General features: G+C 68.8%; 17 protein-coding genes. 9 read left to right on the top strand and 8 right to left on the bottom strand.

Annotation, left to right across the window (positions count from 1 at the left end; translation table 11 throughout):
- The 3 genes from C664_RS14020 to C664_RS14030 all read left to right on the top strand — a co-directional run.
- Positions 1-1,674, top strand: a 1,674-nt coding sequence (locus tag C664_RS14020) for an NAD(P)H-dependent oxidoreductase subunit E (protein WP_004262106.1), incomplete at its 5' end; no start/stop codon positions are given.
- Positions 1,671-4,514, top strand: coding sequence for a formate dehydrogenase subunit alpha (gene fdhF, locus C664_RS14025; RefSeq protein WP_004262109.1), 2,844 nt, complete (start codon positions 1,671-1,673; stop codon positions 4,512-4,514). The genes C664_RS14020 and fdhF, both read left to right, overlap by 4 nt.
- Positions 4,515-4,722: 208 nt before the next feature.
- Positions 4,723-6,906, top strand: a complete 2,184-nt coding sequence (locus C664_RS14030; protein ID WP_004262111.1) for a malate synthase G — start codon at positions 4,723-4,725, stop codon at positions 6,904-6,906.
- 95 nt (positions 6,907-7,001) lie between these two features.
- On the opposite strand, the gene C664_RS14035 is transcribed toward C664_RS14030, so the two are convergent.
- Positions 7,002-8,231 carry a sensor domain-containing diguanylate cyclase gene (locus C664_RS14035; protein ID WP_004262113.1) on the bottom strand — a complete coding sequence of 410 codons (1,230 nt, stop codon included), beginning with the start codon at positions 8,229-8,231 and terminating at the stop codon, positions 7,002-7,004.
- On the bottom strand, positions 8,228-9,349 hold the full coding sequence (locus C664_RS14040) for an ABC transporter substrate-binding protein (RefSeq protein ID WP_004262121.1): 1,122 nt from the start codon (positions 9,347-9,349) through the stop codon (positions 8,228-8,230). Before C664_RS14040 ends, C664_RS14035 begins: the two co-directional genes overlap by 4 nt.
- 235 nt (positions 9,350-9,584) lie before the next feature.
- Between C664_RS14040 and C664_RS14045 the strand changes: the two genes are divergently transcribed.
- Both C664_RS14045 and C664_RS14050 read left to right on the top strand, forming a co-directional pair.
- Entirely contained in the window at positions 9,585-10,085 is a 501-nt protein-coding gene (locus C664_RS14045) for a YkgJ family cysteine cluster protein (RefSeq protein WP_038011926.1), read from the top strand.
- Positions 10,086-10,095: 10 nt separating this feature from the next.
- Positions 10,096-11,274 carry a multidrug effflux MFS transporter gene (locus C664_RS14050; RefSeq protein ID WP_038011907.1) on the top strand — a complete coding sequence of 393 codons (1,179 nt, stop codon included), beginning with the start codon at positions 10,096-10,098 and terminating at the stop codon, positions 11,272-11,274.
- A 34-nt stretch (positions 11,275-11,308) separates the two neighbouring features.
- On the opposite strand, the gene C664_RS14055 is transcribed toward C664_RS14050, so the two are convergent.
- Genes C664_RS14055 through C664_RS14065 form a run of 3 tightly spaced genes read right to left on the bottom strand, consistent with a single transcriptional unit; the run spans position 11,309 to position 14,761 of the window.
- A complete protein-coding gene (locus C664_RS14055; protein WP_004262127.1) occupies positions 11,309-12,487 on the bottom strand; it encodes a vWA domain-containing protein in 1,179 nt (392 codons plus the stop codon).
- A 22-nt stretch (positions 12,488-12,509) separates the two neighbouring features.
- Positions 12,510-13,901, bottom strand: a complete 1,392-nt coding sequence (locus tag C664_RS14060; protein ID WP_004262130.1) for an EAL and HDOD domain-containing protein — start codon at positions 13,899-13,901, stop codon at positions 12,510-12,512.
- An 8-nt stretch (positions 13,902-13,909) separates the two neighbouring features.
- The gene (locus C664_RS14065) at positions 13,910-14,761 is read right to left on the bottom strand and encodes an AAA family ATPase (RefSeq protein ID WP_004262137.1); all 852 of its coding nucleotides are present in this window, start codon (positions 14,759-14,761) and stop codon (positions 13,910-13,912) included.
- A 162-nt stretch (positions 14,762-14,923) separates the two neighbouring features.
- On the opposite strand from C664_RS14065, the gene C664_RS14070 reads away from it, so the two are divergent.
- The 4 genes from C664_RS14070 to C664_RS14085 all read left to right on the top strand — a co-directional run bounded on the left by C664_RS14070 (position 14,924) and on the right by C664_RS14085 (position 17,699).
- Entirely contained in the window at positions 14,924-15,244 is a 321-nt protein-coding gene (locus tag C664_RS14070; RefSeq protein ID WP_004262139.1) for a c-type cytochrome, read from the top strand.
- 11 nt (positions 15,245-15,255) lie between these two features.
- Positions 15,256-15,606 carry a c-type cytochrome gene (locus tag C664_RS14075; protein WP_004262141.1) on the top strand — a complete coding sequence of 117 codons (351 nt, stop codon included), beginning with the start codon at positions 15,256-15,258 and terminating at the stop codon, positions 15,604-15,606.
- 93 nt (positions 15,607-15,699) lie between these two features.
- On the top strand, positions 15,700-16,749 hold the full coding sequence (locus C664_RS14080) for an RNA methyltransferase (protein ID WP_004262143.1): 1,050 nt from the start codon (positions 15,700-15,702) through the stop codon (positions 16,747-16,749).
- Complete coding sequence (locus tag C664_RS14085) at positions 16,746-17,699, top strand: DNA-3-methyladenine glycosylase family protein (protein WP_004262146.1); 954 nt, start codon at positions 16,746-16,748, stop codon at positions 17,697-17,699. The genes C664_RS14080 and C664_RS14085 overlap by 4 nt, the downstream gene beginning before the upstream one ends.
- A 22-nt stretch (positions 17,700-17,721) precedes the next feature.
- Here C664_RS14085 and C664_RS14090 read toward each other — a convergent pair whose 3' ends face one another.
- Genes C664_RS14090 through C664_RS14100 form a run of 3 tightly spaced genes read right to left on the bottom strand, consistent with a single transcriptional unit; the run spans position 17,722 to position 20,275 of the window.
- Positions 17,722-18,177 carry a DUF411 domain-containing protein gene (locus C664_RS14090; RefSeq protein WP_004262149.1) on the bottom strand — a complete coding sequence of 152 codons (456 nt, stop codon included), beginning with the start codon at positions 18,175-18,177 and terminating at the stop codon, positions 17,722-17,724.
- Complete coding sequence (locus C664_RS14095; RefSeq protein WP_004262152.1) at positions 18,174-19,604, bottom strand: heavy metal sensor histidine kinase; 1,431 nt, start codon at positions 19,602-19,604, stop codon at positions 18,174-18,176. Before C664_RS14095 ends, C664_RS14090 begins: the two co-directional genes overlap by 4 nt.
- Positions 19,598-20,275 carry a heavy metal response regulator transcription factor gene (locus tag C664_RS14100; RefSeq protein WP_004262155.1) on the bottom strand — a complete coding sequence of 226 codons (678 nt, stop codon included), beginning with the start codon at positions 20,273-20,275 and terminating at the stop codon, positions 19,598-19,600. The genes C664_RS14095 and C664_RS14100 overlap by 7 nt, the downstream gene beginning before the upstream one ends.
- Positions 20,276-20,350 lie beyond the last annotated feature (75 nt).

Below are 20,350 nucleotides of genomic sequence, written 5' to 3' on the forward strand. Positions count from 1 at the left end.
GGACCGACGCGTCCGCCCCTGCCCGACGCCGCGCTTGCCGCGGCCCGCGCCGCGATCGGCGGCGAGACTCCGCGCCGCGACCGCCTGATCGAATACCTGCATCGCCTGCAGGACGCGCACGGCGCGCTGTTCGCCGACCATCTCGCCGCGCTGGCCGAAGCGATGAAGCTGGCGCGCGCCGAGGTGTTCGAGGTCGCGACCTTCTATCACCACTTCGATGTCGTCGGTGAGGGCCAGACGCCACCGCCGCCGCTGACGGTGCGGGTGTGCGATTCGCTGACCTGTGCGATGCACGGCGGCGCGGCGCTTGCGCAGGCGCTGGAGGGCCGGTTCGGCGCCGGGGTGCGCGTGCAGCGGGTGCCCTGTGTCGGTCGCTGCGATTGCGCGCCCGTGGCCGTGGTCGGCCAGAATCCGGTGGTGAAGGCGGATGCGGACACCGTGGCCGCGGTGGTCGCGTCCGGCGAGCGCACCGAGCCGCTGCCGGAGATCGTCGATTTCGACGCCTACCGTGCGGCCGGCGGTTACCGCCTGTTCGAGACAGTGTGCGAGGGTGCATGCAGCGGCGAGTCGATCATCACCGCGCTGGAGGCTGCAGGCCTGCGTGGCCTGGGCGGCGCGGGCTTTCCGTCGGCGCGGAAGTGGCGCTCGGTGATGGCTCAGCCGGCACCGCGCAACATGGCGGTGAACATCGACGAGGGCGAACCGGGCACCTTCAAGGACCGCCATTACCTGGGCAGCGACCCGCACCGTTTCATCGAGGGCATGCTGATCGCCGCCCGTGTCGTCGGCGTCGCGGCGATCTGGATCTACATCCGTGACGAATATCCGGCTCTGCGTCACATGCTGAATACCGAACTCGACAAGGTGCGCGCCGCCTGGCCCGATCTGCCGCCGATCGAGGTGCGCCGCGGCGCGGGCGCCTACGTGTGCGGCGAGGAGTCGGGGATGATCGAATCCATCGAAGGCAAGCGCGGCATGCCGCGGCTGCGTCCGCCCTATGTGGCGGAGGTCGGCGTGCTCGGCCGCCCGACGCTGGTGCATAACCCCGAGACGCTATGGTGGGTGCGCGGCATCGTCGAGTACAGCCAGCAGGGCAAGGACTGGCTCGATGGCCGTGGCCGCAACGGGCGCAAGGGGCTGCGCAGTTTCTCGGTCAGCGGCCGGGTGGCCTTGCCGGGCGTGGTGGTTACCGATGCCGGCATCACGCTGCGCCAGCTCATCGACGAGCATTGCGGCGGCATGCTGCCGGGGCACGATCTGTATGGCTACTTTCCCGGCGGCGCGTCGGGCGGCATCCTGCCGGCCAGCCTGGCCGACGTGCCGCTCGATTTCGACACCCTGGCGCCCTACGGCTGTTTCATCGGCTCGGCCGCCATCGTCGTGTTCTCCCAGCACGACAAGGCGCGTCTGCTGGCCGAGAACGCGATGCACTTCTTCGCCCATGAATCCTGCGGCCAGTGCACGCCGTGCCGTGTCGGCACCGACAAGGCCGCGCGCCTGATGGCGGCGCCGGAGTGGGATGCCGGCCTGCTCGGGGAACTGGGGCAGGCGATGATGGACGCCTCGATCTGCGGCCTGGGGCAGGCCGCGCCGAATCCGATGCGATCGGTGCTGCGCTTCTTCCCGCACGAGGTGGGTGCGCCGGTCACGACCGAGAAGGAGGGTGCGCAATGAGCATCGCGACCCAGGACAGCGCCGCCCCGTTGGCGGCCGACTCCATCCGCTTCGAACTCGATGGCCGCCCGGTCGAGGCTGCGCCGGGCGAGTCCATCCTGCTCGCCGCGCGCCGCGCGGGCGTCGAGATCCCGCATCTGTGCTACACGGACGGCTTGCGCGCCGACGGCAACTGCCGCGCCTGTGTGGTCGAGATCGACGGCGAGCGCGTGCTGGCGCCGTCCTGCTGCCGCGCGCCGAAGGCGGGCATGAAGGTGCAGTCGGCCAGTGCGCGCGCCCTGGCCTCGCAACGCATGGTGCTGGAGTTGCTGCGCGCCGATGTGCCGGCCGCAGCCGAGAAACCGGATTCCGAACTCGCCCGATGGTGCCGCGCGCTCGGCGTCAGCGGAAGCCGCTTCGAGGCGCGCGAGCAGCCTGCGCCGGATGTCAGCCATCCGGGCATCGCAGTCGATCTGTCCGCCTGCATCCAGTGCAACCGCTGCCTGCGGGCCTGCCGCGAGATCCAGGTCAATGACGTCATCGGTTACGCGCACCGTGGCGCCGAGTCGAAGATAGTGTTCGATTTTGATACAGCGATGGGCGTGTCGAGCTGTGTCGGGTGTGGCGAATGTGTGCAGGCCTGCCCGACGGGCGCGCTGGCGCCGGCCGTGACTGCGACGACGGCGACAACGACAACGACAACGACGACGGCGCTGGCCGAGCCGCGGGAAACCCCGGCGGCCCGCAACTGGGTGCCGACCAGGCGCGTCGATTCACTGTGCCCCTACTGCGGCGTCGGTTGCCAGGTGAGCTACCACGTCGCGGGTGAGGGCGCGGCGCAGAAGATCGTCTTCGCCGAGGGCCGCGACGGTCCGGCCAACGCCGGCCGCCTGTGCGTGAAGGGCCGCTACGGCTTCACCTACAGCCGCAACCACCAGCGCCTGACCGTGCCGCTGATCCGCAAGCCCGGCATCCCGAAGGGTGTCAATGTCGACCCGGCCGATCCGCTGGCTGCCTTCCGCGAGGCGAGCTGGGAGGAGGCGCTCGACTTCGCCGCCGCCGGCCTGCGCCGCATCAAGGACGCGCACGGGCCGCACGCGCTGGCGGGCTTCGGGTCGGCCAAGGGCAGCAACGAGGAGGCCTACCTGTTCCAGAAGCTGGTGCGCACCGGTTTCGGCACGCACAACGTCGATCACTGCACGCGGCTGTGCCATGCGTCGTCGGTGGCGGCGCTGCTCGAAGGCATCGGTTCGGGCGCGGTGTCCAACCCGGTGCGCGACGTCGAGTTCGCCGACCTTGCCATCGTCATCGGCGCCAACCCGGCAGCGAATCACCCGGTTGCGGCGAGCTTCATGAAGAACGCCGCCGAGCGCGGCGTGAAGCTGGTGATGATGGACCCGCGCGAGACGCCGCTCGCCCGCCATGCCTGGCGCTTCCTGCAGTTCCACCCGGATGCCGACGTCGCGCTGCTGCTGTCGATGGCGTGCACGATCATCGAGGAGGGCCTGACCGACCCGGACTTCATCGCCGCCCGTACCGAGGGCTTCGAGGCTTTCCGCGACGCCGCGCTGAAGTACACGCCCGAGCGCATGGAGGCCGTCACCGGCATCCCCGCCGCCACCGTGCGCGAGGTCGCGCGCGCCTACGCCCGTGGTCCCAACAGCATCATCTTCTGGGGCATGGGCGTGTCGCAGCACACCCACGGTACCGACAACTCGCGCTGCCTGATCGCGCTGGCGCTGATGACCGGCCAGATCGGCCGACCCGGCACCGGCCTGCATCCGCTGCGCGGGCAGAACAACGTCCAGGGCGCGTCGGACGCCGGCCTGATCCCGATGATGCTGCCTGACTACCAGCGCGTGTCCGAGCCGGGGGTGCGGGCGCGCTTCGAGGCGCTGTGGCAGGCTCCGCTGTCGGACACCCCGGGCCTGACCGTGGTCGAGATCATGGACGCTGCCTGCGAGGGCCGCATCCGCGCCATGTACATCGAGGGCGAGAACCCGGCGATGTCCGACCCCGATCTCGACCACGCGCGGGCAGGGCTGGCGAAGCTGGAGCACCTCGTGGTGCAGGACATCTTCCTGACCGAGACCGCGATGCTGGCCGACGTCGTACTGCCGGCATCCAGCCTCTACGAGAAGACCGGCAGCTTCACCAACACCGACCGTCTCGTTCAGCTCGCGCAGCCGGTGCTGCCGCTGCCCGGTGACGCACGCCAGGACTGGTGGATCATCCAGGAAATGGCGCGGCGCCTGGGTCTCGACTGGCATTACGCCGGCCCGCACGAGGTCTTCGCCGAGCTGGCGCAGGCGATGCCGAGCTATGCCGGCCTGAGCTGGGACATGCTGGAACGGGAGGGCGCGGTGGTGGCGCCCAAGTTCTCGGCGGCGGAACCCTCCCAACCCGTGCTGTTCCAGCAGACCTTCCCGACTGCCAGCGGGCGCGGACGCTTCGTGCCGGTGTCGCCCTTGCCGGCGGCCGAACTACCCGACGACGACTACCCGATGGTGCTCATCACCGGCCGCGTGCTGGAACACTGGCACACCGGCAGCATGACCCGGCGCGCCGACGTGCTCGACGCGCTCGACCCGGTGCCGTGGTGCGGCATGCATCCGGACGACCTGGCCTCGATCGGCGTGTCTTCCGGCGGGCGCGTTCGCCTGCAGACGCGGCGCGGGCAGCTGGAGCTGGAGGCGAGGGCGGACGAGGGGGTGCGTCAAGGCTCGGTCTTCATGGCGTTCTGCTACCACGAGGCGGCGGCCAACCTGCTGACCCAGCCGGCGCTCGACCCCTTCGGGAAGATTCCCGAGTTCAAGTATTGCGCGTTGCGGGTGTCGCCGGCGGCTACGGTGCCGGGCTGATGCGGCCGCGGGACGGGCGCGCCACGCCTGTCGATGAGGCCGCGTCGTCTTGGATGACACCCGTGTTGATATCCCGTGTGTCTTATAGAGGACTTTTGCCGTCCACCCTTGACCCAAGCACAAATCGGTCGCATCCTCGCGTTCGCCTGCGCTGCAACAATGTTGCCAGCGTTTGGTTTCCCATGAATGATTCCAGAGAGTGCGTAACATGACCGAGAGAGTGAACTGCCATCGCCTGCAGGTGGCTGCGAACCTGAAGCGTTTCATCGAAGAAGAGGCCCTGCCGGGCACCGGCGTAGATGTCGCCGCCTTCTGGAAAGGCTTCGATGCGCTGGTACATGATCTCGCTCCGAAGAACCGCGCCCTGCTGGCCGAACGCGACCGCCTGCAGACCGAGCTCGACACCTGGCACCGCGCCAACCCGGGCCCGATTGCCGACATGGCCGCCTACCGCGCCTTCCTGGAGTCGATCGGTTACCTGCTGCCGCAGCCGGCCGGCGTCAAGGTCGATACCGCCAACGTCGATAGCGAACTGGCCGCTCAGGCCGGCCCGCAGCTGGTGGTGCCGGTGATGAACGCCCGCTACGCGCTCAACGCGGCCAACGCCCGCTGGGGTTCGCTGTACGACGCGCTGTACGGCACCGACGCCATCCCGCACACCGACGGGGCCGAGATCACCAAGGGCTACAACCCGGTGCGCGGCGCCAAGGTCATCGCCTTCGCGCGCAACGTGCTCGACCAGGCCGCGCCGCTGGCCGGCGCCTCGCATGCCGACTCGACCGCCTATGCCGTGGTCGATGGCAAGCTTGCCGTCACGCTCAAGAACGGTTCCACCGTCGGCCTGCAGCAGCCCGAGAAGTTCGTCGGCTACCAGGGCGATGCCGCCGCGCCGAGTTCGCTGCTGCTGAAGAACAACGGCCTGCACATCGATGTCCAGATCGACCGCAACGGCGCCATCGGCAAGACCGACGCCGCCGGCATCAACGATCTGGTCATGGAAGCTGCCGTGTCCACCATCATGGACTGCGAGGACTCCATCGCCGCGGTCGATGCCGACGACAAGGTCGACGTCTATCGCAACTGGCTGGGCCTGATGCAGGGCACGCTGACCGAAGACCTGGAAAAGAACGGCAAGACCATCACCCGCCGCCTGAACCCGGATCGCGAATACACCGCGGTGGCCGGTGGCACGCTGCGCCTGCATGGCCGCTCGCTGCTCTTCATCCGCAACGTCGGCCACCTGATGACCAACCCGGCCATCCTCGACGGCGAAGGCAAGGAGATCCCCGAGGGCATCCTCGACGGCGTCGTCACCACGCTGATCTCGATGCACGACCTCCAGCGCAAGGGCAACTCGCGCACCGGCAGCATGTACATCGTCAAGCCGAAGATGCATGGCCCGGCCGAAGTCGCCTTCGCCGACGAGCTGTTCGGCCGCGTCGAAGACCTGCTCGGCCTGCCGCGCAACACGATGAAGATGGGCATCATGGACGAGGAGCGCCGCACCTCGATCAACCTGATGGCCTGCATCGCCGCCGCCAGGAGCCGCGTCGCCTTCATCAACACCGGCTTCCTCGACCGCACCGGCGACGAGATGCACACCGCCATGGAAGCGGGCCCGATGATCCGCAAGGGCGACATGAAGTCCAGCGCCTGGATCCAGGCCTACGAGCGCAACAACGTGCTGGTCGGCCTTACCGCCGGCCTGCGCGGCAAGGCCCAGATCGGCAAGGGCATGTGGGCCATGCCCGACCTGATGGCCGCCATGCTCGAGCAGAAGATCGCCCACCCGAAGTCCGGCGCCAACACCGCCTGGGTGCCGTCGCCGACCGGCGCCACGCTGCACGCACTGCACTACCACCAGGTCAACGTGGCCGCGATCCAGCAGGAGATGGAGAAGATCGACCTGGCCGCCGAGCGCGATACGCTGCTCACCGGCCTGCTGACCGTGCCGGTCGCTGCCCAGGCTGACTGGAGCGCCGAGGCACGCCAGCAGGAGCTGGACAACAACTGCCAGGGCATCCTCGGCTACGTGGTGCGCTGGGTGGAGCAGGGTGTGGGCTGCTCGAAGGTGCCCGACATCAACAACGTCGGCCTGATGGAAGACCGTGCCACGCTGCGCATCTCCAGCCAGCACATCGCCAACTGGCTGCGCCACGGCGTCGTCTCCGCCGAGCAGGTCGATGCCACGCTGCGCCGCATGGCCGCGGTGGTGGATGGCCAGAACGCAGGTGACGCCGCCTACCGTCCGATGGCGCCGAACTTCGACGACTCGGTCGCCTTCCAGGCCGCCCGCGCGCTGATCTTCGAAGGCTGCGCCCAGCCCAGCGGCTACACCGAGCCGCTGCTGCACCGCTACCGCCAGGTCTTCAAGGCCAAGGTCGGCGCCTGATCGAGCTCGGGCTTCGAACGAAAACGCCGGCCGCTGCGCCGGCGTTTTTTTCGCCTGCCGTATGGACGGGGTGGGGGTGAGCGGTGTCCCGGGCCTCAGCCGCAGACGCGGTTGCGCCCTTGTTCCTTGGCGAGGTAGAGCCATTTGTCGGCGCGGTCGATCCAGTCGGCCAGCGCCTCGCCCGGCGCGTATTGCGCCACGCCGAAGCTCGCCGTGAGGCGGATCGGCCTGTCGTCGATCGTGAGCGGCTCGGATTCCACCACCACGCGGATGCGCTCGGCCAGCGCGCGGGCGCGGTCGAGCGTGGTCTCGGGCAGCACGATCACGAACTCTTCGCCGCCGTAGCGTACGACCCAGTCGATGTGGTCGCGGACCTGGGCCTTCAGGCTCGCGCTGAACGCGCGCAGCACCTCGTCGCCGGCGTTGTGGCCCCAGGTGTCGTTGATGCGCTTGAAGTGGTCCGCATCGGCGAACACGATGGACAGGGGGCGCCCGTAGCGGTCGGCGCGCTCGACTTCGTCGGCGATGCGTTCGTCGAACAGGCGGCGGTTGAAGCAGCCCGTCAGCGTGTCGGTGGTCGACAGCGTGCGGATCGAGGCCAGTGCGGCTTCGAGGTCGTGCGTGCGGGCTGCCACCTGATGGTCGAGGTTGCGGATGTGGCTGTCGATGCCGCGCTGCAGGATCTCGAAGCCCTCGACGACGAGGTCGATCTCGTCGCGCTGATGCCGCGGGCCGCGGTCGACCGTCAGCGGCGTGGTCAGCCGTTCGGGCGACAGCGTCTTGACGAACTCGGCGATGTGGCGCAGCGGACCCAGCTCGCGCCGCAAGGCGACCAGGACCAGGCCGCACATCAACAGCGTCAGCACGGCGTAGCCGAGCAGGCCGACGCCGATGGTCGTCGCCAGTTCGCGGTAGAACGCGCGGGTGTCGGCGACGATCTCGAGCGTGCCGATGGGTTCGCCCTGCAGGGTCGGATTGGGCACGTCGAAGCGCCGCGCTTCGTTGAAGTCGCGTGCATCCGGGTCGCCCGCCTCGAAGACGCGTCCGACGTCGGTCACCAGGCGGACGTGGCCGATCGCGTGCTGGCTGGCGAGCTGGTGCAACTGGCGCCGGATGGTATCGGGCTCGATGTCCCACACGGCGACCGACAGCAGGGGCACGTGGGTCAGGCCCGCTGCCTCGATCGACTGCGAGAAGCGCTGCCTCACTTCCTGCGACAGGTGCAGCGTCTGCACGCCGCCGATGAGCAGTGCGCAGGCGCTGGCGTAGAGGAGGATGCGCCTTGCCAGTCGGGCGGCGATCGAATGGGTCGGGGCGTCGCTCATGGCGTGCCGCGTCCCTTCAGCAACTGGCGGAAGCCGAAGTCGTAGCGCGTGATTGCCGGGTTGTGGACCTTGCTGAAGCGGCGAAAATCGATGGCGTCGAAGTGGCCCTTACCGTAGCGCCGCTCGAAGGTGCCGGCATCGCGTACGCTGAAGAGCGGAAACACCGATGCGCTCAGTTCGAGGCCCTCGCTGTCGGCGAAGTCGACACCGTGATGGTAGTCGTACAACATCACCACGGCCCAGGCGCCGACGATGAAGTGCCCGCCGGACAGCGCTGTCAGGCGACCCGAGCGCAGCGCCGTCATGGCCTCGCCCGAGGTGTTGATGCCGCTGAACCAGGCGTCGTGACCGGGCTGCCCTCCACGCGCTTCCCACGATGCCATGGCGCCGAAGGCCATCTGGTCGTTTGCCGCCCACACGAGTCGCGCGTGGGGAAAGCGCTGGAACAGCCAGGCGCTCTGCTCGGTGGCCTTCTCGCGGCTGAAGGCGCCGAACACCTCCTGGTCCAGCACCGCGTCGCCGGCTTCCTCGACCGCCTTGCGCATGCCTTCGCTGCGCCGGATCGAGGTTGGCGTGGCGCGGTCGCCGGCGATCGCCAGCAGGTGCAGCTTGCCGTCGGGGCCGAAGGCACGCGCTTCACGGCCCTTGTCGATGAGGGCCTTGGCGGTGAGGTAGCCGGCCTCCTCGGCACGCGGCTCGATCGAACCGAGCCAGTGGCGGTACGTATCGCGCGGGGTGCCCACCAGCGCGCGTTCCTGGGCACCCTGTATGCCGCTATAGACGAGCAGGGTCCTGAGACCGGCCTCGTCGAGGATGCGCAGCGCTTCGGGCGCCACGCCCCCTTCGTTGACCAGCATGACGTAGTCCGGACGCCGCTCGGCCGGGCGCGCGGCAAGTCCGCGCACCACCTCGAGCGCGGCGAGATGCTGGCGCTCGAGGTAGATGAGCTCGAAGTCGATGCCAAGCGCGCGGGCCGCTTCTTCGGCGGCGCGTGCCGAGGTGTGCCAGAACATTTCGCTCGACTTCCCCGGGTTGATGAAGGTCACCGACATCGCCCCGGCGGGCGAGAGCACGGCGGCGAGCAGCAAAACGATCATCAGGCGCAGGATCGGGCGCATTCGGGTCTGGTCTTTTCGGGGACGGTGCCACGGCAGTGGGCGGCGCAGAAGCGGCTCAATCCGGGCGTTTCGGCGGGACCCGGCATTCTACTTGAGTAAGGTCGTGACGTTTGTGCAATGCGGCACATGCATGCACGAAAAGCCTGCCGGCCTGGCGCGCTACAATGCGCGCCCAGGCCGTGCGCGCCCGGACCCACCTGGTCCGATGCCCGGTCATTCCTCCCTCATCAGTGCCATGCCCGAACGATCCCCGCTGTTCCGTCTCCACGCCGATGTCGATGCCCGCGTCGGCGCGATACGGCACACACGCCCAGACTGGCCCTGCAGCAAGGGCTGTGACACCTGCTGCCGTCGGCTGGCGGACGTCCCGCGCCTGACGGCGGCGGAATGGGGTTTGTTGCTGGAGGGCCTGCGGACGCTCCCCCCGCAGCGCCTGCAGGCCATCCGCGACGAGGTCGGGCTGCTGGGCCATGGCGCGAGCGCGCCGATCGTGTGCCCGATGCTCGACCGCGAGAGCGGTGCCTGTCCCGTCTACGCGTACCGACCCGTGGCTTGCCGCACCTACGGCTTCTACGTGCAGCGCGAGCTGGGGCTCTATTGCAGTGACATCGAGGCGCGCGTGGCGCAGGGGGAACTGGACGACGTCGTGTGGGGCAACCAGGACGTCATCGATCGGGCGCTTTCGGCGAGCGGGGAAACACGCAGCCTCACCGAGTGGTTCGCGCTCACCTTCTGAATCGATCTTCATGCCCGTACAACACAGCGTCTTGCTCGCCGTCCTCATCGTCGCGCTCACATCCCTTGGTCCGCTGTCGACCGATTTCTACCTGCCAGCACTACCGGCCATCGGGCGTGCCCTCGGCACCGACACGGCCGGGGCGCAGCTCACACTGTCGGTCTACCTGCTCGGCTTCGGCTTCGGACAGCTGCTGATCGGTCCGCTCTCCGACCGTTTCGGGCGGCGGCCGGTGATGCTGTGGGGCATGGTGGTGTTCGTGCTGTCGTCGGCCGCCTGTGCGCTGGCGCCGACGATCGAGACCCTGGTGGCAGCGCGGCTGGTGCAGGCCTTCGGCGCCTGCGTGGGACCGGTGCTGGGGCGGGCGGTGGTGCGCGACGTGTATGGTCCGCACGCGGCGGCACGCGTGCTGTCGCACGTAGCGACGGCGACCGCACTGGCACCGCTCGCGGCGCCCGTCCTCGGTGGCTGGCTGAGCGCATCCTTCGGCTGGCGCTCGACCTTCTTCACCTTGACCGGCTACGGCCTGGTGCTGGCCGTGATGGTGGGGACGGTGCTGAAGGAAACCAACCGCCACCCCGACCCGCACGCGATGCGTCCGTCGCGCATGGTGGCGAACTACGGCGTGCTGCTGGCCGACCGCGTGTATCGCGGCGCACTACTGACCGGCTGCGGCGCCTTTGCCGCGCTGTTCGCCTTCATCTCGGGCTCGCCCTTCGTCTACATCGAGCTGTATGGCATGTCGCCGCAGCAGATGGGCCTCGCGTTCGGCGCCAACGTCACCGGCTTCATGGTCGGCTCGGTGCTGTCCGCGCGGCTGTCACGGCGACTGGGGGCCGAAGAAATGATCCGCAGCGGCGTCTTCCTCGGTGCGGCCTGCGGGCTGCTGATGGCCGTGCTGGCGCTTGCGGGCGTGCATCATCCGGCCGCCATCATGGGTCCGATGTGGGGCGTGACGATGGCCATCGGCCTGGTGATGCCCAATTCGGCGGCCCTGGGGCTGGCAGGCTACCCGAAGATGGCCGGCGCGGCGGCCTCGCTGATGGGGTTCGTGCAGATGGGGCTCGGCGCCGGCGCCGGCATGATCGTCGGCCATGGCGTGCAGGCCAGCCCGACGCCCCTGGCGCTGACGGTGGCCGGTGGAATGCTGTTCAGCCTGGCGACCTGGGCGCTCAGCCTGCGCCGCTGATGCCTGACCCGGGGCGCCGCGGCGCGCGCTGCCCTCAGTGCTTCTTCGACAGGCCCTGCATTGCCCGCGTGAGGCCGTCGAGCGTCATCGGGTACATCCGGTCGGCCATGATCTGGCGGATCAGCTCGATCGACTTGCGGTAGTCCCACAGGCGTTCGGGCTCGGGGTTGAGCCAGGCAGCGGCCGGGTAGGCGTCGAGCAGGCGGCGCAGCCAGGTGGCACCGGCCTCGGCGTTCATGTGCTCGACCGAACCGTGCGGGTGCAGGATCTCGTAGGGGCTCATGGTCGCGTCGCCGACGAAGATCAGCTTGTAGTCCGGACCGTACTTGTGGATGACGTCGAACACCGGCGTGCGTTCGGCATGGCGCCGCTGGTTGTCGCGCCACACGCCTTCGTACACGCAGTTGTGGAAGTAGAAGTACTCGAGGTGCTTGAACTCCAGCCGGCAGGCGGAGAACAGTTCCTCGCACACCTTGATGTGGTCGTCCATCGAGCCGCCGACGTCGAGGAACAGCAGTACCTTCACCGCGTTGTGGCGCTCGGGGCGCATCATCAGGTCCAGCCAGCCGGCGTTGCGCGCGGTGGCGGCGATGGTGCCGTCCAGGTCCAGTTCCTCGGCGGCTCCCTGGCGTGCGAAGCGGCGCAACCGGCGCAGCGCGACCTTGATGTTGCGCGTGCCCAGCTCGACCGAGTCGTCGAGGTTGCGGAACTCGCGCTTGTCCCACACCTTGACCGCCGTGCGGTTACCGGCCGATTCACCCCCGATGCGGATGCCTTCCGGGTGGGTGCCGTTGTTGCCGAAGGGCGAACTGCCGCCGGTGCCGATCCACTTGTTGCCGCCCTGGTGGCGCCCCTTCTGTTCCACCAGGCGCTTGCGGAACTGGTCCATCAGCTTGTCCCAGCCGAGCTTTTCCAGCTTCGCGCGTTCCTCGGGCGTCAGGTGCTTCCTCGCCATCGCCCGCAGCCATTCCTCCGGCAACTCGGCTTCGAGGCCCGGGATCTCGGTCACGCCCTTGAAATACTCGCCGAAGGCCTGGTCGAAGCGGTCGTAGAGCGATTCGTCCTTGACCAGGCAGGCGCGCGCCAGCACGTAGAAATCGTCGATGGACGGGCCGCAAACGTGCGCCTGCAGCGCCTCGAGCAGGGTCAGGAACTCGCGCGTGGACACCGGCAGCTTGCGTGCCTTGAGGTGCAGGAAGAAGTCGATCAGCATCGTCGAGGCTCCCGGGCCGGGCTCAGATGTTGAGCTCGATGGCCCACAGCATGGCCTTGAGGTGGCAGTCCGAGGCCTGCTGCGCGGAGATGCCGCGGGCCTCGGCGAGGTCGTGCAGGCGCGCGGGGTCGGTGTCACCGTTTTCGCAGGCGATCGCGAGTTCGAGCAGCGGGAACAGCGGCCCCTCGCCGTGCCGCAATGCAGCCTCGATGTCGGGGTCGAGCGCGAGCGGGGCGAGCACCTTGTCCAGCGGCACCTGCATGATCACGTCGGCGAGCGAGAGCAGGCCGACGAGGAACAGGGCGTCGGCCTTCAGTTGCGGGCAATCGTGACCGAGCAGCTCCATCAGGCGGGCGCGGATGAGCGCGGTTTCCAGCGCCGAGGCGGCGCGCGCATTGCGGCCGTCGGTGCTGCAGGCGAGCAGCACGAGCCAGCGGTGCAGGCGCTCGTGACCGATCATGGCCAGCGCGTGCTCGATGGACGAGACGGGGGTCGGCAGCGCGTTGGCGGCGGAATTGACGTAGCGCAGCAGGCGCAGCGACAGCGCGCCGTCTTCCTTGAGCAGCGCCGCCAGCTCGCGGGTCTCGGCGTTCTGGCGCAGGCGCCCGATGAGGGTGGCGATGCGCAGAGCGTCGGGGCCGAGTTCGTGTTCGCTCCAGTCCTCGCGGCTGGTGATGAACGGGCCCTGGAACAGCGCGGCACCCATCTTGAAGGCGAAGCGGAAATCCTCGAGCGAGGGGAGATCGCGGACGAGCAGGCGTGCGTTCGGGGCGCCCTCGCTGAGGAGGCCGGTGAGTTGCAGACCGTGCCGGGCATCGAGGGCCGGCGCGCGCACGACGATCATGTCGGCCAGTGGCAGTAGCGGGCCATATTCGCGGATGACCAGCGGGTCGGGCAGGGCGAAGCCGAAGCCACGACGCTTGAGCGCCTCCACGACCGGGCGCAGTGTCTCGGGCGGTACACAGCCCTGTTCATGGTGAGGGGCGGCGATCAGGACCACCTGGGCTGCGGGCAGTTCGTCGAGACAGGGGTGTCCGAGGAAGGAGTCGGGCACCTCGAGGAAGGCGCGCCGGTGCCCCAGCAGTTGGGCAATATTCGCGCCGACCAGGCTGCGTACCAGCACTTCGGCGTAGAGGTGGTGGATGCGCCGGCTGCTGAGCTGGATGCGGTTGCGGGTGCTCTCCTGCAGCATGAACTGGTAGCCGGCGATGCGCTGGTCACGGCCGAGCACGGCTTCACGGCACAGGAAGGTGCCGACGCCCGACGGCACGTCCTCCCGCAGCGTCGCGTCGCGCAGCGGCGCATTGCGGTTGAGCCGCTCGAAATCCGCCGGCTCTGCCGTCGGCGCCGGCCGCTGCGCTGCGTTGCGGGAACGTCCGAACAGCCAGTCGAGAATGCCCTTGAACATGCGCATGCAGCAGCTCAGCGGTTGTGACGCGACATGAACACGAGGCGCTCGAACAGGTGCATGTCCTGTTCATTCTTCAGCAGCGCACCATGCAGCGGCGGAACGACCACCTTGCCGTCCTGGCTGCGCAGCACTTCGGGCGGGATGTCCTCGGCGACCAGCAGCTTCAGCCAGTCGATCAGCTCGGAGGTGGAGGGCTTCTTCTTCAGTCCCGGCACCTCGCGCAGGCCGAAGAAGACCTCGAGCGCCTCGGTCAGCAGTTGCTTGCGGATGCCCGGGAAGTGCACGTCGACGATGCGCTGCATCGTGTCGCGGTCGGGGAAGCGGATGTAGTGGAAGAAGCAGCGGCGCAGGAAGGCGTCGGGCAGTTCCTTCTCGTTGTTCGAGGTGATGAACACGATCGGCCGGTGCCGTGCCCGGACGGTCTCGCGCGTCTCGTACACATGGAACTCCATGCGGTCGAGTTCGCGCAGCAGATCGTTGGGAAACTCGATGTCGGCCTTGTCGATCTCGTCGATCAGCACCACGGTCGGGCGTTCGGCCTCGAAGGCCTGCCACAGCACGCCCTTGACGATGTAGTTGCCGATGTCCTTGACGCGGTCGTCGCCAAGTTGCGAGTCGCGCAGGCGGGAGACGGCGTCGTACTCGTACAGCCCCTGCTGCGCCTTGGTCGTCGACTTGATGTGCCACTGCAGCAGCGGCAGCCCCAGTGCGGCCGCGACCTCCTCGGCCAGCATCGTTTTGCCCGTGCCCGGTTCGCCCTTGATCAGCAGCGGACGCTGCAGACGGATCGCCGCATTGACGGCAAGCATCAGGTCGGGGGTGGCGACGTAATCGGCAGTGCCTTCGAAGCGAAGGGTGGACATTCGGGAATCCTCTGATTTATTTACAAATGATTATACCGTTACGTTACGGAAAACCGGCGAAACAGCCGCGCCAGGTTAGGCATGATGAATAGCGATTGCCCGGCCTGGGACAGATCTTATCGACAACGGCTTGTGCAGCATCCCCCCAACGGAGGATTCACCATGCAGGGACGATATCTGGTTTGCGGTCTGGCGCTTGCGGCTTCGGCCTGGCCTGCGCTGGCGGTCGAGGGCGATGCCGAGGCGGCGAAGGGCAAGATCTCGATGTGCGTCGGCTGTCATGGCATCGAGGGTTATCGCACCACCTTTCCACAGGTCTATTCGGTGCCCAAGCTGGGCGGCCAGCATCCGGAATACATCGTCGCTGCGCTGCAGGCCTACAAGGCCGGCGAACGCAGTCATCCGACCATGCAGGGCGTTGCCGGGGGACTGTCCGACCAGGACATGGCCGATCTGGCCGCCTATTACAGCGTCGCGCGCTGAGGAGTCGAGCCATGCGATTCGATCGACGGAGTGCGTTCCCGGGCCTGCTGCGGGGCCTGGGTGTCGTGGTGATGTCCGCGGCCCTCGTGTCCGCGCATGCAGCGGGCGACCCGATGCGGGGCAAGGAGAAGTCGGAAGTGTGCGCAGCCTGTCATGGTGCGGACGGCAACAGTCCCACCCCGGCTTTCCCGCGTATCGGCGGCCAGCACACCGACTACCTGCTGCAGGCCTTGCTCGACTACAAGGCCGGCAAGCGCAGGAACCCGATCATGGCGGCGCAAGTCGAGGCCCTGTCGAAGCAGGACATGGCCGACCTCGCGGCCTGGTACGGCGCGCAGAAGGGGCTGTATGTGAAGCGTTGAGGGTGAGGGCCGCAGGCTTGCGTTCCCCCCAGCATCCGCCCCGTGCGGGAGACCACTGACGCGCTCGCCCGCGGGTGCTAGGATGCCGGCCCCATGCGCATCGAAACCCTTCGCGCCCGCCTGCGGGAACTGGGCGCCAAACCCTGTCACGAGGACCGCCTGATGCGGGCCTGGCTGCAACGCCTGCCGCTCGACGGTGGCCCGCGTCCGCAGGAACATTTCCTGCCGCTGGCACTGCGCCAGGCCCTGCCTGCGCTCACCGCCGAGCTCGACGGACTCGCCCGCCTGCGTTCGCAGCATCCGGGCGAGGACGGCTCGTCCCGCCTGCTCGTCGAGCTGGCCGACGGCCAGACGGTGGAAAGCGTGCTGCTGCCGCGCGACGGTCTGTGCGTGTCCACCCAGGTCGGCTGTGCGGTGGGCTGCGTCTTCTGCATGACCGGCAAGGACGGCCTGCTGCGCCAGGTCGGCAGTGCCGAGATCGTCGCCCAGGTGGCGCTGGCGCGCAGCCTGCGCCGGGTGCACAAGGTGGTGTTCATGGGCATGGGCGAGCCGGCGCACAACCTCGACAACGTCGTCGAGGCGATCGAGACGCTCGGCACCGACGGTGCCATTCCGCACAAGAATCTGGTGTTTTCCACCGTGGGTGACGAGCGCGTGTTCGAACGCCTGCCGCAGATGCGCGTGAAGCCCGCACTGGCGCTGTCGCTGCACACCACGCGCGCCGGGCTGCGTGCGCAACTGTTGCCGCGCGCGCCACGCATCGACCCGGAGGCGCTGGTCGAGTTGGGCGAGGCCTACGCACGGGCCACCGGCTACCCCATCCAGTACCAATGGACGCTGCTCGACGGCGTCAATGACAGCGCCGAGGAACTCGAAGGCATCGTCCGCCTGCTCGCCGGCAAGTACGCGGTGATGAACATGATCCCGTTCAACACCGTCGAGGGGCTCGACTTCCGCCGCCCGAGCTGGGAAAAGGCCGCCGACATCGCGCGCTGGCTGCATCAGCGCGGCGTGCTGACCAAGCTGCGGCGCTCGGCCGGACAGGACGTCGATGCCGGCTGCGGGCAGCTGCGCGCCCGCGAGATCAAGGTCGGCTTCGTCGCGCGCGAACGCCGGCTGGCCGAGCGCGCTGCCCGGCCATGACAGCGCACGCGCTGCACTGTCGCCTGCCCTTGCCCGAGGGCTTTCGCATGGCGGACGTGCTCGCGTTCCATCGCCGCGACCCGCAGCAGCTTGCAGAACGCACGTTCGAATCGGATGTCGGGACCGGGCTGGACAAAGGGCTGGTGTGGAAGGGGCGGCCCGCCTGTCTGGAGATTCGCGTCAACCGCGCTGAACTGCGTGCCCGCTGCGTCATCGACGGCGTGGACGGGGCGAACGCCGGCGATGCCGATGCACAGGACGCGCTTGCCGGACTCGTGCGCCACATGCTGGGCCTCGATCAACCGGTCGAGGCCTTCGAGCGCGCCCATGCCGGGCATCCGCAGCTCGGGCCGCTGCTCGCACGCAATGCCGGCCTGCGCGTGCCGCAGGCGGCCACTCCCTTCGAGGCGCTGAGCTGGGCGATTGTCGGCCAGCAGGTCAGCCTCGGCGCGGCGGTCGCGCTGCGGCGCAAGCTCATCCTGGCCGTGGGCCGGCAGCACTCCAGCGGTCTGATGTGCTACCCGGACGCGTCCAGCCTGTTGCAGCTCGATGCCGGCGCCCTGCGCGTGGCCGGCTGCTCGCAGACCAAGGCCGAGGCCTTGCTCACGCTGGCCCGCGCGGAGGTCGAGGGCGAACTGCCGCTGGACGACTGGATGGGGCGAGGCCTGCAGGGGGATGCAAGTTCGGCGCTGCCGGTCGATGAGATCCGTGCCCGCCTGCTCGCCATCCGCGGCATCGGGCCGTGGACGGTCAACTACGCCTTGCTGCGCGGTTTCGGCTGGCTGGACGGTTCGCTGCATGGCGACGCCGCAGTGCGCCGCGGCCTGCAGCACCTGATCGGATCGTCCGACCGAATCGGCGAGCGCGAGGCCGAGCGCTGGCTGGCGCCGTTCTCGCCGTGGCGCGCGCTGGTCGCCGCGCACCTGTGGACACTCAAGGTCGGCGACTGAGCGCGGCGGCACCTCGGCCTGCTCAGTGGCTGGCGAACACCGCGGTCTTGCCCTGGGCGTCGAAGCTCACGACGTCGTAGCGGTCGGCCGGGTAAGGGCCTTCCATGCCGGGCGAACCCATCGGCATGCCGGGGGCGGAGATGCCGGTGATGGCCGGCTTGTCGGCCAGCATGCGCTTGACGTCGGCCGCTGGCACGTGGCCTTCGACCACGTACCCGCCGACCTTGGCCGTATGGCAGGAACCCAGCGGCTGCGGGACGCCGGCCGTGCGCTTGATCGCACCCATCTCGCTGGTGGCGACTTCCTTGACCTTGAAGCCGTTGGCGCGCATGTGCTCGGCCCACTTGCCGCAGCAGCCGCAGTTGGGGTCCTTGAACATCGTCACCTCGTCATCGGCGGCCGTCGCGTGGCCGAGGGTGGCGAGGCCGATCGCCGTGGCGGCCAGCAGGGTGCGAAGGGAAGGGCGGCGGGGTTTCATGGGGAGACTCCTGTCGTTTCGGAAAATGGGGGGCGCACATCCGTGGCGCGCGGCAGCGTGATGGTGAACCGCGTCAGGCCGTCAGCCGAGGTGGCAACGATGTCGCCGCCATGCGCGAGCACGATCGAGCGTGTGATCGCCAGCCCGAGGCCCGCGCCTTCACCGTGACGCGCGCGGTTCGTTCCGGCGCGATGGAAGCGATCGAAGATGCGTGGCAACTGGTCCGGCGGAATGGTGTCGCCGGTATTGCAGACCGACAGGGTGACGGCATCGTTCCCGCCACGAATGCCATCCTCGATCAGGATGTCGATCGTGCCACCCGTCGCCGTATGGCGCAGCGCGTTGGACAGCAGGTTCGACACCGCGCGCCGCAGCATCAGCCTGTCGCCGGTCACGCAGGCACGGCCTTCGATCGTCATGCGCACCTGGCGTTCCTCCGCCAGTGCCTCGTAGAACTCGATCAGCGCACGGACGTCATCGTCGAGCGCGACGGTCTCGACCGGGCGCGGCAGGCGGCCGTTCTCGGCCTGGGCAAGGAACAGCATGTCGCCGACCATGCGCGCGATGCGCTCGAACTCCTCGAGGTTGGAGGCGAGCACCTCGCGGTATTCCTCGTTGGTGCGTGCGCGCGACAAGGCGACCTCGGTCTGCGTCATGAGGTTGGAGACGGGTGTGCGCAGTTCGTGTGCGATGTCGGCAGAAAAGTCCGACAGGCGGGTGAAGGAGTATTCCAGCCGTTCGAGCATGCCGTTGAAGGCGTCGACCAGGTCGCGGACTTCGGCCGGGGCGCCGGTCTCGTCCAGGCGCTGGGACAGGCGTTCGGCCGACAGGCCGCGCGCGGTCGCCGTCACCCGCCGCAGCGGAGCGAGCCCGCGGTGCGCGGCGAACCAGCCGAGCAGGGCGGCGACCAGCGCGGCCGCGGAGATGCCCAGCCACAGCCCGCGTCGTACCTCGTCGAGGAAGTGCGCATGGTGGGAGATGTCCAGCGCCACGGCCACGCGCAGTGCATCGCCGGTGTCGCCGCCCGTTTCCATTGCAAGCTCGCGACCGATGAACTGGCGTGGTCCCGAGTGCCAGCCCTCGCCGCCCTGCGTCAGCGCCGCACCCGCGAGATGGGCAGGCGTGAACGCGCCGGGCTGGATCGCGTGCAGCACCGTCCCGTCGGCCGCGCGCAGCAGCAGGCCAACCGTATCCTGACCGGCGAAGGCCGCATCGAGGTGCTGGCCGGCATCCGAACCGGCTTCGCGCACGAGGTTGCCGACCAGCGTCAGCTTGCCGGCCAGCTCGTGCGTGTCGAGTTCATCGAAGTGTGCCTCGACCGCGCGGCCCAGCACGACGCCGACGACGATCAGCAGGCTTGCGGTGAGCAGAGCGAACAGCAGCGCAAGGCGGGCGGTGAGCGACAGGCGCGGCGGCATCTTCAGCATTCCGGCACTTCGAGCACGTAGCCCATGCCGCGTACCGTGCGGATCAGCTTGGGCTCGAAGGCGTCGTCGACCTTGGCGCGCAGCCGGCGCACGGCGACTTCGATCACGTTGGTGTCGCTGTCGAAGTTCATGTCCCAAACCTGGGAGGCGATCAGTGAGCGCGGCAGCACCTCGCCCTGGCGCCGCAGCAGCAGTTCCAGCAGGGCGAACTCCTTGGCGGTCAGGTCGATGCGCTGGCCACCGCGCAGCACGCGCCGGCGTAGCAGGTCGAGCTCGAGGTCGGCGGCGCGCAGCACATCCGGTTCCTTGCTGCGGCCCCGGCGCAGCAGCGTGCGCACGCGTGCCAGCAGTTCGGAGAAGGCGAAGGGCTTGACGAGGTAGTCGTCGGCGCCGAGATCCAGGCCGCGCACCCGGTCCTCGACCTGGTCGCGTGCGGTGAGGAACAGCACCGGCATCTCGCGCCCGCCGCGACGCAGCGTCTGCAGCACGCCCCAGCCATCCAGCCCCGGCAGCATCACGTCCAGCACCACCAGCGCATAGTCGCCGTTCAACGCCAGATGCAGGCCGTCCAGTCCGTCGCGGGCGAGGTCGACGACGAAGCCGGCCTCGGCCAGGCCCTGGCGCAGGTAGTCGCCGGTCTTGGGTTCGTCTTCGACGATCAGGATCTTCATGTCGCTGCGGGTTTGGAAAAGGTCTTGCCAGATGCGAGCCCATTGTGCCCTCTCGGCGCGCCGGCGGACGCCACA

Origin of the sequence: Thauera sp. 63 (genome assembly GCF_000310165.2) — a bacterium.
Taxonomy (GTDB): Bacteria; Pseudomonadota; Gammaproteobacteria; order Burkholderiales; family Rhodocyclaceae; genus Thauera; species Thauera humireducens.

What these genes read in the sequence shown, in the direction of transcription:
- C664_RS14060 (WP_004262130.1), bottom strand. Translation starts at nt 13,901, where the DNA reads ATGCGCATGTTCAAGGGCATTCTCGACTGGCTGTTCGGACGTTCCCGC.
- C664_RS14080 (WP_004262143.1), top strand. Translation starts at nt 15,700, where the DNA reads ATGCGCATCGAAACCCTTCGCGCCCGCCTGCGGGAACTGGGCGCCAAA.
- C664_RS14045 (WP_038011926.1), top strand. Translation starts at nt 9,585, where the DNA reads ATGCCCGAACGATCCCCGCTGTTCCGTCTCCACGCCGATGTCGATGCC.
- C664_RS14055 (WP_004262127.1), bottom strand. Translation starts at nt 12,487, where the DNA reads ATGCTGATCGACTTCTTCCTGCACCTCAAGGCACGCAAGCTGCCGGTG.
- C664_RS14070 (WP_004262139.1), top strand. Translation starts at nt 14,924, where the DNA reads ATGCAGGGACGATATCTGGTTTGCGGTCTGGCGCTTGCGGCTTCGGCC.
- C664_RS14095 (WP_004262152.1), bottom strand. Translation starts at nt 19,604, where the DNA reads ATGCTGAAGATGCCGCCGCGCCTGTCGCTCACCGCCCGCCTTGCGCTG.
- C664_RS14100 (WP_004262155.1), bottom strand. Translation starts at nt 20,275, where the DNA reads ATGAAGATCCTGATCGTCGAAGACGAACCCAAGACCGGCGACTACCTG.
- C664_RS14065 (WP_004262137.1), bottom strand. Translation starts at nt 14,761, where the DNA reads ATGTCCACCCTTCGCTTCGAAGGCACTGCCGATTACGTCGCCACCCCC.
- C664_RS14090 (WP_004262149.1), bottom strand. Translation starts at nt 18,177, where the DNA reads ATGAAACCCCGCCGCCCTTCCCTTCGCACCCTGCTGGCCGCCACGGCG.
- fdhF (WP_004262109.1), top strand. Translation starts at nt 1,671, where the DNA reads ATGAGCATCGCGACCCAGGACAGCGCCGCCCCGTTGGCGGCCGACTCC.
- C664_RS14050 (WP_038011907.1), top strand. Translation starts at nt 10,096, where the DNA reads ATGCCCGTACAACACAGCGTCTTGCTCGCCGTCCTCATCGTCGCGCTC.
- C664_RS14030 (WP_004262111.1), top strand. Translation starts at nt 4,723, where the DNA reads ATGACCGAGAGAGTGAACTGCCATCGCCTGCAGGTGGCTGCGAACCTG.
- C664_RS14040 (WP_004262121.1), bottom strand. Translation starts at nt 9,349, where the DNA reads ATGCGCCCGATCCTGCGCCTGATGATCGTTTTGCTGCTCGCCGCCGTG.
- C664_RS14075 (WP_004262141.1), top strand. Translation starts at nt 15,256, where the DNA reads ATGCGATTCGATCGACGGAGTGCGTTCCCGGGCCTGCTGCGGGGCCTG.
- C664_RS14085 (WP_004262146.1), top strand. Translation starts at nt 16,746, where the DNA reads ATGACAGCGCACGCGCTGCACTGTCGCCTGCCCTTGCCCGAGGGCTTT.
- C664_RS14035 (WP_004262113.1), bottom strand. Translation starts at nt 8,231, where the DNA reads ATGAGCGACGCCCCGACCCATTCGATCGCCGCCCGACTGGCAAGGCGC.